Here is a 13,073-nt window from a genome sequence, read left to right as displayed (position 1 = left end):
GGCTACCATCCGTAACACCCCTTTCCCTCTTCAAGGTAGGTGATGACGTCTGCTACGCCCCTGGATAAGTTCTTCTAACACTTAGATGGAGAAATGTATACTTTATAATCAAACTCCACCCGAGTCTAAGAATCACTTGATAACTCTAATTATAACATCTTTAAATCTTTTTACTTATATTTAATTAGCCTTTTTATTTATTATAGTTTTTCCATTTGACACTTCACTAATTCCATCTCCTATAGTTGCCTCCATTTCTATCTTATATACCTCCTTATAATCCTCTGTGTTTGCTTCCATTCCTTTATTATCTATATCATCCTTTTTTTCAAGCTTTTCCTTACCCTCATTATTATGTTCTCCTATACTTACATCCATGTCTACCTTATCTATTTCATTATGTTCTTCCACCTCTATTTTTCCTATTTTATTACTCTCTTCAACTTCTAACTTTTCTATTTTATTAGGCTCTTTAACTTCTACTTTATCTGTTTTTTTATTAGCTTTTACCCTTTTAGTTATTATAACTGGATCCTTATCCTTAGAGGCCTCTTCCATGTTCTTAAAAATTTTAATTTCATTATTTATATATTCTTGTTTATTAACATCAGCTTTTATAAAATCTTTATCAGTTAGAAATGAATATGCATCTTCATTTTTAATTACAGTTTCTATAATGTTTTCCGAATTAATTAATTCCTTTATAATAATTTCAATCTTAGCAGTTCCAAATTCCTCTAAAGCCTTATCATATAAAGCAAATTCATTTAATAATATTGGCCTAAAAGATGACTTTATAGCATGTAAAACCCTTACTTTATTTAATATATACTCTACCTGTTCTTCCTGTAACTCCTTAAAGGGTTCTAGCTGAAATTTAGCTTTTTCAATTTCTTCTTCTATTTGAACCTTGTATATTTCAACTAATAAAAATTCATTAAACCTAATCTTAGGCCCATCTACATATTTAGTTACTAATCGATCCTCTAGCTTATTTACTATTTTTAAGACTACTAATTCATTTAGTAATCTTAAAAATATATCTTCATCTATATCCTTTAATACATTATCTGACTCTTTTATTTGATTAGCTGATAATTTAATGTTACAGTCAGATAATAACAGTTTTATTCTTATCTTATAGCAAAAGTTGTCCTGAATTTCAAGTGGCAGCTTTTCTAAAATGTGTGACATCTTATTAGTTATAATAAGTAACTTTTTATCTACATATAAGTTGTGCTTTTTTATCATTTCAATTTCGTCTTTTGTGTATTTGTTTATATTATTATCTTGGCTTTGATCTTTATTAGGCTCTTTAGTAATGTTTTTTAAAATATCAAAAATATCCATACACTCCTCCTAAATATCCTGTTTTTAAAATCTAAAGGTCTTTTCCTTCATATTCCTCTTATTATTATTATTATTAAATATCTTCAATAAATATGACCTTTATAGTTAGTAATACCTTGTTTTGTCTTAATTGAAAATTATGTAGTTACAAAACCTTTATGGTTTTAACAGTGATCTTATGAGTCCTATATTGAATAAATCCAAAAATATCCTCCATAAATAAATACTAACCTATAATGATGGTATCTTCATACCTCACTATAGGTTAGTATTTATATTTTATTATATTGTTCTATGTTTAACTAAAGAAATTTCTTTGCCTCTTCCATTCGATTTAAGACCTCTTGGATTATTAACTTTGAAGACGCTAAGTTAAATCTAAAAAATCCATCTCCACCTTGTCCAAAAACATCTCCCATATAGACTGATACCTTTGCTTTTTCTAAAAACCAAGTCTCTATTTCTTTTGAAGTTTTTCCTGACTTACTATAGTTAATCCATAGTAAGTAAGTACCTTGCCTAGGCATCACTTTAAATTCCGGGAACTTTTCTGATAAGAAACGTCTAACTAAATCATCATTCCCATCTATATATTCTTTCATTTCTTCATACCATTCATCACAGTTGTTATAAGCTTCTTCTACTGCTTTTACAGCAAATATAGAAGGATTATGCATTCCAATACGATCAATTTCTTCTTTTACTTTATCTCTTAATTGTTTGTTAGGTATAATTAGAAAAGATACTATTACACCTGGTATATTAAAAGTTTTGGTCATAGAACCTGCAACTATTAATCTTTCATTCAACTCATCTGATAAATTTATCATTGTGGTATGTTTGATACCATTAGCAGTGATATCTCCATGAATTTCATCACAATATAGTAGTATATCCTTTTCAATACAAAAATCAGATATTTCAACTAATTCTTTCTTATTCCAAACCCTCCCTGTTGGATTATGAGGATTACATAAAATCATCATTTTTGTTTTATTTGACACCTTTTTATTCATATCTGGCCAGTCTATTACATATAAATCATCTTCTAATTTTAAATTACTAAATACCTTATTTCTATTATTCTTTGTAATTGAATTTTGCAAGGGTCCATAAGCTGGTGTATTAATTATCACATCATCGCCTTCATTGCTAAATATAGAAACGCATAGACTTGATGATATATTAATCCTTGGGCAAAATACAATCCATTCTTTAGGAATTTCTATTTCATATTGCTTTATATACCACCTTTGTATGCTATTAAATAGACCTTCACTTAAATCAGTATATCCAAAAACCCCTTGATCAATAATTTCTTTAAATCCTTTAATAATTGCAGGTGGAGACTTAAAATCCATATCTGCAACTCCCATATGAATTATATCTGGATCTTTATAAAGTGTATCCATGGTATCCCATCTTCCACAATTAGTCCCTCTACGGTTTATTATTTCATCAAAAAGTGAATCCATTTTATTACACCTCACTTTCATTATTTAATCTTACATACTCTTCGTAATACTCGTCCCCTTCATTAATTTTTGCAATACCAAATCCAGTATATCCCCAAATGATTGCAAAAATCACTCCAGTATAACATATAATAGCCCAAGGTAAATATGAAAGAGTTGGGACTCCTAATGTTGTAGCCATATAAACCCCTGCTGCAGTCCATGGAACAATAGGTTCAACTACCGTTGCCGAATCCTCCAGAGTTCTTGATAAGTTTTTAGGGGCTAGTCCTCTCTTTATATAAGTTTTACTAAACATTTCTCCAGGAATTAATATAGATAACTGTCCATTACTTGTAACAAAGACACAGGTAATACAGGAAATGATAGTTGTTACAATCAATTGACCAGTACTCTTTACTGATTTCATAAGCTTTTCTAACACAATATCAAGAGATCCTGTTACTGCAAGTGTACCCGCAAATCCATAAGCACAAAAAGCAATTAATACAGTGCCTAACATTGACATCATGCCACCTCTTTGTAATAAACGAGTAATGTCAGGAATTAATGTAGTATAATCGACAATTGCAGGAGAAATCATTTCTAATTTGAAGCCTCCAATTGCTGCGTCAAAGCACTGCTTAATTGTGAATCCTTGAAATGCAATGGCATTCACAAAAGCAATTGTACTTGATAAAAGCATTACAGGTATGGTTGGTTTCTTTCTAATTGAACCATATAAAACCATCAATACTGGTATAACTGTAAAGATATTAAGTGAAAAAATCATATTTAAGGAGCCTAAGATTTCACTTACTATTGAAGATCCGCTATTAGAAGCACCTGATACCATATTAAATCCAACAAAAGTATATACTATGCAACAAATAACAAAGCCAGGTAATGTTGTATAAAACATATGTTGAATATGGTCATAAAGTTTAGATCCCGCAGCAATAGGTGCTAAATTTGTAGTATCTGATAGTGGGGACATTTTATCGCCAAAATATGCTCCTGATACAATTGCACCTGCTACAATTGGAAGAGGTGCTCCCATTCCAGAAGCCACTCCCATAAGTGCAACACCTATGGTACCTGCTGATCCCCAAGATGTCCCTGTGCAAACTGAAACTACTGCTGTCACTAAAAATGATGTAATCACAATATATTTAGGATTTATAATTTTTAATCCATAGTAAACCATCATAGGAATTGTTCCACCAATCATCCATGAACCTATTAAAAATCCTACGATAATTAAGATAAAGATAGCTGGCATTGTCTTTGACAACTTTTGTACAATGGAATTCATAATATCATCCCATGTATATCCTAAGTAAATAGCAATTATTCCAGCTACAGCAGCTGAACATAGCATTAAAACTTCCGCGGCTAATCCCATAACACCATAGCCTATGCCTAAAAATAATATCATTGTAATAATTGGTAACACAGCTAAAAAGAAACTAGGTTTTCTCTTTTCTTTATTCATTTTATTCCCCTCCGTTAAATTGATATTTAATTATTCTTTGATACTTCTCTCTCTTTTTAATTAGTGGACTTGACATCCAGGGTGAATTAATAGCATTAGGTGCGAGTTGTGGTTCAATACATATTCCTTGATATGATTTATATATAGATTTTTCTTTTCCTAAAACATTATTTATGCTATTTCCTGTATATAGTTGAAAACATGGAGCATCTGAATATATTTTTAAACAAACCTTCTTATCTTCACTCCATATCTCAGCCAAAATTCCTAATGAATTGTTACTTTTATCAACAATATAGTTATGATCATATCCTTTACATATTCTAATCTGCTCATTATTTTTATCATTAGGTTTTTCTAATTGACATAATTCTTCAAAATCAAAAGGTGTATCTTTCGTAAAACAAATCCTATTATCTGGTATTAAGTCTTCCCTACAGGGCATAAATAATTTAGCATTCAACTTCAAGTAATGAGTAAATATATTCCCTGAATTGTGTCCATTTAAATTGAAATAACTGTGATTGGTTAAATTTATTAATGTATCTTCATCTGATTCAGCATAATAGTGAAAAATAAGTTGCTCACCTATAAGTTCTACAGTTATCTTTATTTCACTAGTTCCTGGATATCTATCTTCACTTTCTTTACAAGTGGTCCTTAATATAACTGATTTCCCTTCAACTTTTCCTTTCCAGAGTTTCTTATGCAATCCAAAAGTTCCACCATGCAGATGATTTTGCCCATCATTTTTCTCTAATTTAACTATTTTTCTTCCTTGTATATAGTTTGCAGCTTCAATTCTATTGGCACAACGACCAACAGTACTTCCAAAAAAGCAGGTATCTTTAATATATCCTTCTAAATCATCATAACCTAATACAACATCCCGATTTTCTTCTTTCATGTAAATCTTAGTTATTGTTGCACCATACTCTATTATCTGAACTTGAATCTTTTCATTTTCTAAAATAAACCCATATATAATTTCACCATTATAAGTTCCAAATACCACCTTACTTATCATATTTCTGCTCCTTATTAAAGAGAATTTAATTCTACAAAAGTTTGTTTCAAATCATGATATAGCTTCTTATATATTTTATAGTATTTATCATAAGCTCCCCTATTACGTTGGTTAGGTTTGTAATCATCCTTAAAAGATACAGCCCATTTACAAACTTCTTCAACATTGTCGTATAATCCTACTCCTACAGAAGCTAATATAGCTGCTCCTAATGTTGTACCTGAATCTTTAAATGTACTGCTAATATCACAGCCATAATTATCCGCTATCATTTGAGACCATATTTTATTATTGGAACCTCCACCAGTTATTTTCATTGTGTTTATTTCAATTCCAAGTTCGCTTACCACTGAATAGCAATCTCTTAAAGAGAATGTTACCCCTTCAATTACTGCCCTAAGCATATTTTCTCTTTTATGTTTAGCTGATAACCCAATAAATGCCCCTCTACATTTAGAATCTAAATGAGGAGTTCTCTCCCCCATTAAGTATGGTAGGTAAATTAATTTATCACTTCCAATTTGTACTTTACTCAAGATATCATCTAGTTCCTCAAATATTACCTTTTCTGAAACATCTTTATAGAAGTTTTCTAAAAACCAAGTAAGTGATAATCCAGCTGCTTGTGTTACCCCCATAACATGCCAAGTCCCTGGTACAGCTGCACAAAATGTGTGAACTCTACCTTTTTTATCAATCTTAAATTTAGAAGTATGGGCAAATACAACTCCACTAGTTCCTATTGTAGTAAATGCCATTTTATCCTTTACTACACCACATCCTACAGCTGCAGCAGCATTATCGCCTGCCCCTGCTACTACTAATGTTTCTTTATCTAATCCAAGTTTAGTTGTAATATGCTGTTGAATCCTACCCGTAACTTCTATAGACTCATAAACCTTTGGCAAAATCCCCGGATCTAAATCCAACTTTTCCATTAGTTCTATAGACCAAGTTCTACCTTTAACATTTAACATTTGCATTCCACTAGCATCAGATACATCGGTTGCATATTCCCCCGTTAAATATAATCGCAGATAATCTTTGGGTAATAAAATGTGCCTGCAACGTTTATAATTTTCTGGTTCATTTTTCTTAACCCATATTAATTTTGATAATGTAAACCCTGGTAAAGCTGGATTTGCAGTCTCGTTAATCAAAAATTCTCTACCTAAAACTTCAGTTATTTCTTCACATTCTAAACTTGTTCTTTGATCACACCATAAAATTGCTGGTCTAATCACTTTGTTTTTTTCATCCAACATAACTAAACTATGCATCTGTCCGGTTAAACCAATGCTAATAATATCTTTTGGGTTAACCATGGATTGTTCTAATATCTTTTTTACACCCTTATCTAGGGCAGTTATCCAATCTTCTGGATTCTGTTCAGCCCAACCATTATGTGGTTGATTCATTTCATATGCTTCTGAAACCCTTTGAATTTCTTTGAATTTTTCATCATATAGTACAATTTTTAATGATGATGTCCCTAAATCCATTCCTAGTAAATATTTCACTTTAACACCTCCTTTCTAAATGAATTATAAAAATATCACATTTTGTTTTAATTTTTTAATTATTTATATAATATTTGATTTAGTATTGTTTCTAGGTATTCTTGTCTGCCACTTTCCATTGGTCTTTCTTTATTTTCAAGAGTGTACGCTTCTAGCTCTTCTAATGTAACTTCGTCATTTAAAATTCTCTTACCAATTCCTGACTCATAGCTTGCGTACCTTTTTTCAATAAACTCATCAATTCTACCATCTTCAATAACTTCATAAGCCTTTATCAATCCTAGAGCAAATGTATCCATACCGCTTATATATCCATAAACAATATCTTCAAAGGTGAAAGAGGGTCTTCTTACTTTAGCATCAAAATTTAATCCACCGTTTATAAATCCTCCAGCCTTAATAATTTCAAGCATTGATAAAGTTGCATCCTTAACATCTGTTGGAAATTGATCAGTATCCCAACCTAAAAGTGAGTCTCCTTGATTTGCATCCACACTTCCAAATACTCCATTTATTCTAGCTACTGCTAGTTCATGAGGAAATGTGTGTCCAGCTAAAGTTGCATGATTAGCCTCAATGTTTAATTTAAAATCATCCATTAAGTCATATTTTCTAAGAAAACCAATAACTGTTGCGGCATCGAAATCATATTGATGCTTTGTTGGTTCCTTTGGTTTAGGTTCAATATAAAAATCTCCATTAAAGCCTTTTTTTCTAGCATACTTAACAGCCATCTTCATCAACCTTGCCATATTATCAAGTTCAAATCCCATATCTGTGTTCAATAGAGTCTCATAACCTTCCCTTCCACCCCAAAAAACATACCCACTTCCACCTAATTGTATTGTTGCATCAATAGCATTTTTAATTTGAGACGCTGCATAGGAAAATGAATCTGCATTACAGGATGTACCGGCACCATGCATATATCTTGGGCTTGAGAAACAGTTTGCTGTTCCCCATAATAGTTTAATATCAGTTCCTTTCATCTTTTCTTCAATGTAATCAACAATAACTGATAAATTTTCTTTAGTTTCTTTAAGGTCTTTTCCTTCTGGAACAATATCTACATCATGAAAACAAAAATATTTAATGCCAAGCTTTTTCATTAGTTCAAATGCAGCGTCAACTTTTGCTCTTGCTATTTCCATAGATTCTGTTTGTCCATAATTTCTATCTATTGTTCCTGCTCCAAAAGGATCTGTTCCCGTTGCAGTCATTGTGTGCCACCATGACATTGCAAACTTCAAATGTTCTTCCATACTCTTACCATCAATTACTCTTTTTGCATCATAAAATTTGAAAGCAAATGGATTAATTGAATCTTTTCCTTCGTATTTAACTTCTGGTATGCCTTTAAAATATTCCTTCATATCTGTCTTCCTTTCATATTGTTTATTTTAATCTTTACGTTTCGCACAAAAGTCTATTATTTTTAAACCAATCAATATTAATGTGTAATATCGCTAATTCAGCCTTAAAAGCATTAATTACGTAGTCTCCCTTTGAATTATCCTAGTTGTTATTAAATGCTCTTTTTCATAAACCTCCTTACCATCAATTATTTCAAACAATAATTCAATACAACGTTCCGCAATACTAATTATTGGTTGTTCAATAGTAGATAACCTTGGACTTAAAAGGTCACATATATATGAATTATCAAAGCCTAAAAGTTTAATATCTTTAGGTACTTTTATCTGCTTTTCATTTAGATACCTCAACATTTGTGCTGCCACAATATCATTAAATACAAATATTCCATCATATTTCTTCATATCGTAATTATCTAAAACACCATCAATGTAATTTTTATTTTGTAAATCAAAATCAGTATCAAAGTTAATTATTTCTGGTTTGATACCTTTTTTATTAGCTGAATCTATAAATCCTTCATACCTTAATTGGGTTGCTTCAAAGCTTGTAGGTCCTTTAATGTGTAATAACTTTCTGCAACCCTTTTTATAAAGATGTTCGAATGCCTGAGCCCCTCCTTTATAATTATCCGCAGAAACTGTTATGATATTATTATTCTCAACTGTACTCTCATAAGAAATCATTGGTATGTTTATTTTATTTAATTCATTCTTGCACTGAGATCTTCCCAAAATTATACCCTCTACTCTAAATCCTTTTAATAACTCTAATGCTTGTAATTCTTTTTCTCTACTATCCTCAGTGTTACAAAGAATAATTACATACCCCTTTTCTTGAAGTAAATGCTCAAAAATAGTTGCTAATTCTGAAAAGTATGGATTAATTAAGCTTGGAAATACTAATCCGATAATTTTAGATTTACTATTAAATAGAGCACGAGCATGTTGATTAGGGGTGTAGTTCATTTCATTAATAACCATTTGGATCTTTTTAGCAGATTCTTCACTAACATATCCTGTAGAATTTATATACCTAGAAATTGTACCTATACTTAATCCACTCTCTCTTGCTATATCTCTAATATTTGCCATATGACTCACCTCCTTATGTAACATGTTACATATACTGTGTAACATGTTACATGTTTATAGAAAAAGTACTTCTTTCTCATATTGTATATCGTTTACATACCATTGTCAAGATTTAGTGGTCTATAATAATAGTGCAATATGTTCAACTTCTTATCATTCTATCTAATATTTCTGTAACAGCTTTAGTCTTTAAGAATACAATATAACTGATGAGAATTTAAAATTCGCAGCAAAATATTAGGAGGTTTCTAATGTATAATCCATTCTTTTATTGTCCCCTTGCAGATAATCAAGCTTTTAATTCATTATTAGATGAGCAAATGAGGAGTTTTTATAGGGTTGAAGATGATAACACCTCTAAAGTTTTTAATAGCCCTAAAGTTTTAGATGATCTTGAAAATTCTAATGATTTTGAAGTTTTTAATGATACTAAAGGTATTGAGGATATTTATGCTTTTAATAGCTTGGAAAACCTTGATGAAATTAGAGATTCTAATGAACTTCAAGATTACAATTTAATTGAAAACTTCAATGAACCTAAATTTATGGAGATTCCTCATGAAAATGATCATTCAAATGACTCTAGATCTTTAAATGAAAACTATGATGTATCTCTAGAAGATACTAGGGCTCCTCAACAAGATGTAAATAGAATACTTGCACTTCTTAACATTCAAAGGCCGCACCTTGTAAGAAACTTTGAAAGATTTGGAGTAAGTCGTGCACTTACTAACATTTACTTTAGTATTGCAATATCCTATACCATAGACAATGCTAATAGGTATAGTGGAAACATAAATCAAAGAACAAATGCTATATTTAATAATTTCAGAAGAAGTTATACTTGGATATTTGTTTCTTTACGTTCTAGTGGAGTACCTAATAATATAATTGACAGCACCTTTAAAGAGGTAATAGAATTTACTTTAATAAATACTAGTACACCTACTCCTACTAATCCACCTAACCCATCTAATAGATGGAGTAATTGGGAAGACCTTGGTGGTGTCTTATCTTTTGGTCCTGGTGTTTCTTCATGGGCACCTAATAGACTCGATACCTTTGTAACAGGAACTGACAATGCCTTATATCATAAATGGTGGAATGGTTCAAGATGGAGTAATTTTGAAAACCTTGGTGGTGTATTAACTTCTGCACCTGCTGCTGTTTCATGGGCAAACAATAGAATTGATGTATTTGGAAGAGGTACAGACAATGCTATGTGGCATATTTTCTGGGATGGCTCAAGGTGGAGCAACTGGGAAAGCCTTGGTGGTACTTTAACATCTTCTCCTGCAGTTTCCTCTTGGTCTCGTAATAGACTTGATACCTTTGTACGTGGCACTGATAATGCTTTGTATCATAAGTGGTGGAACGGTTCAAGATGGAGTGATTGGGAAAATCTTGGTGGAAGGCTAACTTCAGCTCCTACTGCTGTTTCCTGGGGAAATAATAGAATTGATGTTTTAGCTCGTGGAGATGGCAATCGTTTGTATCACATATTCTGGAATGGCTCTAGATGGAGCAGCTGGCAAAACCTTGGTGGAAATATAACTTCAGCTCCTGCAGTATCTTCTAGAGCGTCTAATAGACTTGAAGTATTTGCAAGGGGTCAAAATAACCAACTAATGACTATGTCATGGAATGGCTCAAGATGGAGCAATTGGAGTAATCTTGGAGGAACCATCACCTCTGATCCATCAGCAGTATCTTGGGGTTCAAACAGAACGGATGTATTTGCTAGAGGCAGAAATAATGCAATGTGGCATATTTGGAGAAACTAATTAATCTATAAAAATAGGGCTCTAAAGATAGAATTAATTCTATCTTTAGAGCCCTTACAATACTGTCTATTTATTTGTAAAATTCTTGAGTAGCATAGTATCTATTTCCTGATTTATAAATTCCAACTCCTATGCTTGTAAAGTTAGATGATAATATATTTGCTCTATGACCTGATGAATTCATCCAATTTGTCATGAACTTATCAGCAACAGCATTTGCATCAGAAATACCACCTATATAAGCTATATTTTCACCCCAAGCCCTATATGATACTCCATCTTTAGCCATTTGAACAGTTATAAGTTGTCCTTCTGGATTCTTATGATCAAAATAACCTCTATCAGCCATGTCCTTTGATTTAATCCTTGCATATTTCTCCATTGTGCTATTGTAGCTTAACTGAGACATTCCCGCTTTAGCTCTTTCTGCATTTACCCTATTAAATATTAGTTGCTCAACTTTTGCTTCAAAGTTTGCATCATTTGTTACTACTCCTGTGGATGGTTTAACAGGCGCAGGTGTAACCACGGGTGCCGGTGCAGGATTTGGCGTTGGTTTAGGTGTTACTACAGGAGCTGGTGCACTAGGCGTAGTATTTGGTTTTGGTGTTACAGCTGGTTTTGCACTTACATTTCTCCTTGAAGGTCTGTACACCATTGAATTTCTATTTGATCTTAATAACTCAATAGAAAATTCATTATCTTTACTAGCTTCATTAATATTGTCTTCTAATTTAACATCATTATCTAGTGTAGCTTTATTAGAAACCTGCTCCTTCTTTGCTTGTCCATTAACTACCAATTCAACAAATTCATTAGTTTCATCATTTTTAACTTCTTGTGTAGCAACTTCCTTTGTAGTAGAATTTTCTTCAACTATAGTATCCTTTTCTACTACATTGCTTTCTTTATCTTGCTTTACGCTTTCTATTCCTAAAATGGCCCTTAGCGGATTAACCCACTCCGTGCCACTTTTAATTGTTCCTCCCATTAATCCAGTACCTGTTAATGCACCACATATAATTAGTGTAATAAACTTTTTTCTCATTAGTTTCACTCCTTTTAATTTGTGTTGTCATTAGTTATACCACAAAATCAATGATTTTTTATTAGTAACCTGATTCCTGTAATTCTATAATAATCCCTTAGTGGTTAATTCAGTCTTTAACTCATAAATTGTTACCTTTTTCCTATATCCATTTGTTATAGCTTAGTATTACCTGAACCACAATGTCTAAGGTAAATTACTTATTACTAAATATCAATATAATTATAACTATAAATACAAATTAGACCACAAATTTCTATATATTAAAAAGCCCTAATAAAATTAGGGCAACAATTATCATATTTATTCTCTTTAAGATATAATATTACATTAATTTATTTTACATATCCAGAACCTATGCACTTACCATTTCTATTACCAAGACCTTCACCAGGGTTTACTCTACCTTCTCCAGATTTTCTAGAACCTTTTAGAGCACCTGTTCCATCACAGCTCGCTTGTCTTTCTTCCACTTTTGTGATAATTAAATCAGCCTTTTCCTGTGTTATTGTTCCTTCTTCAACCTTTTTAGCTAAAGCATCCTTTTTCATTTCAAGAACCTCAGCCTTAAATTCTGTTAGCTTTCCAGCGTCCTTTGCAATACCTCCATAAGTTTTACCTTCTTCAGACCTTTCAGCATTAACACTTTCTACAGTTTTCCCTGTTAATCCTGCCACTACCTCAGCCCGTGTAGTATAGTTAGATGCAGCAAATGCAGTAACTGATGTTGCGCCTATTGCAAACACTATTGCGCCTAAGGATACAATTTTTTTTATATTTTTCATATTAAATGACCTCCTTATAATTTTATACTTAGCATCTTATTGTTTGCTATGATTATAGAATATATTAAAGCTATGGCAAAATTGTGTTTTTATTCTTTTAAATTTGTGAACATTTGAGTTTGAAAAAACATACTTTTGTCAC

Annotated in this window: 10 protein-coding genes; 1 reads left to right on the top strand and 9 read right to left on the bottom strand. The window is 31.7% G+C overall.

The features are described 5' to 3' along the window. Nucleotides 1–180 precede the first annotated feature (180 nt). The 7 genes from BD821_RS00235 to BD821_RS00205 all read right to left on the bottom strand — a co-directional run bounded on the left by BD821_RS00235 (nt 181) and on the right by BD821_RS00205 (nt 9,314). Entirely contained in the window at nt 181–1,350 is a 1,170-nt protein-coding gene (locus BD821_RS00235) for a hypothetical protein (protein WP_104408803.1), read from the bottom strand. A gap of 302 nt (nt 1,351–1,652) precedes the next feature. Then, nucleotides 1,653–2,825: a MalY/PatB family protein gene (locus tag BD821_RS00230; RefSeq protein ID WP_104408802.1), complete on the bottom strand. Its 1,173-nt coding sequence runs from the start codon at nt 2,823–2,825 to the stop codon at nt 1,653–1,655. Nucleotides 2,826–2,829: 4 nt separating this feature from the next. Further along, complete coding sequence (nhaC, locus tag BD821_RS00225) at nt 2,830–4,299, bottom strand: Na+/H+ antiporter NhaC (protein WP_104408801.1); 1,470 nt, start codon at nt 4,297–4,299, stop codon at nt 2,830–2,832. A gap of 1 nt (nt 4,300) precedes the next feature. Then, nucleotides 4,301–5,326, bottom strand: coding sequence for an aldose epimerase family protein (locus tag BD821_RS00220; RefSeq protein ID WP_104408800.1), 1,026 nt, complete (start codon nt 5,324–5,326; stop codon nt 4,301–4,303). A 14-nt stretch (nt 5,327–5,340) separates the two neighbouring features. Further along, complete coding sequence (xylB, locus tag BD821_RS00215) at nt 5,341–6,846, bottom strand: xylulokinase (RefSeq protein WP_207655256.1); 1,506 nt, start codon at nt 6,844–6,846, stop codon at nt 5,341–5,343. Nucleotides 6,847–6,905: 59 nt separating this feature from the next. Next, nucleotides 6,906–8,219 (bottom strand): xylose isomerase, encoded by a 1,314-nt coding sequence (gene xylA, locus BD821_RS00210; RefSeq protein WP_104408799.1) that lies wholly within the window; start codon nt 8,217–8,219, stop codon nt 6,906–6,908. A gap of 117 nt (nt 8,220–8,336) precedes the next feature. Beyond that, the gene (locus tag BD821_RS00205) at nt 8,337–9,314 is read right to left on the bottom strand and encodes a LacI family DNA-binding transcriptional regulator (RefSeq protein WP_104408798.1); all 978 of its coding nucleotides are present in this window, start codon (nt 9,312–9,314) and stop codon (nt 8,337–8,339) included. Between the two features lie 914 nt (nt 9,315–10,228). Between BD821_RS00205 and BD821_RS13600 the strand changes: the two genes are divergently transcribed. After that, nucleotides 10,229–11,098 (top strand): PLL family lectin, encoded by an 870-nt coding sequence (locus BD821_RS13600; protein ID WP_479723203.1) that lies wholly within the window; start codon nt 10,229–10,231, stop codon nt 11,096–11,098. A gap of 70 nt (nt 11,099–11,168) precedes the next feature. On the opposite strand, the gene BD821_RS00195 is transcribed toward BD821_RS13600, so the two are convergent. Together BD821_RS00195 and BD821_RS00190 are read right to left on the bottom strand one after the other, a co-directional pair. Continuing rightward, nucleotides 11,169–12,146: a CAP domain-containing protein gene (locus BD821_RS00195; RefSeq protein ID WP_226104479.1), complete on the bottom strand. Its 978-nt coding sequence runs from the start codon at nt 12,144–12,146 to the stop codon at nt 11,169–11,171. 335 nt (nt 12,147–12,481) lie between these two features. After that, complete coding sequence (locus tag BD821_RS00190) at nt 12,482–12,931, bottom strand: DUF2680 domain-containing protein (RefSeq protein ID WP_104408797.1); 450 nt, start codon at nt 12,929–12,931, stop codon at nt 12,482–12,484. Between the last annotated feature and the right edge of the window lie 142 nt (nt 12,932–13,073).

This window comes from Clostridium algidicarnis DSM 15099, assembly GCF_002934235.1.
GTDB classification, from domain to species: domain Bacteria; phylum Bacillota; class Clostridia; order Clostridiales; family Clostridiaceae; genus Clostridium_L; species Clostridium_L algidicarnis.
This window is presented reverse-complemented; position numbering and strand designations above follow the sequence as displayed.

Coding starts and splice junctions, on each gene's coding strand:
- BD821_RS00190 (WP_104408797.1), bottom strand. CDS start 12,931: ATGAAAAATATAAAAAAAATTGTATCCTTAGGCGCAATAGTGTTTGCA.
- BD821_RS00235 (WP_104408803.1), bottom strand. CDS start 1,350: ATGGATATTTTTGATATTTTAAAAAACATTACTAAAGAGCCTAATAAA.
- nhaC (WP_104408801.1), bottom strand. CDS start 4,299: ATGAATAAAGAAAAGAGAAAACCTAGTTTCTTTTTAGCTGTGTTACCA.
- BD821_RS00230 (WP_104408802.1), bottom strand. CDS start 2,825: ATGGATTCACTTTTTGATGAAATAATAAACCGTAGAGGGACTAATTGT.
- BD821_RS00205 (WP_104408798.1), bottom strand. CDS start 9,314: ATGGCAAATATTAGAGATATAGCAAGAGAGAGTGGATTAAGTATAGGT.
- xylA (WP_104408799.1), bottom strand. CDS start 8,219: ATGAAGGAATATTTTAAAGGCATACCAGAAGTTAAATACGAAGGAAAA.
- BD821_RS00220 (WP_104408800.1), bottom strand. CDS start 5,326: ATGATAAGTAAGGTGGTATTTGGAACTTATAATGGTGAAATTATATAT.
- BD821_RS00195 (WP_226104479.1), bottom strand. CDS start 12,146: ATGAGAAAAAAGTTTATTACACTAATTATATGTGGTGCATTAACAGGT.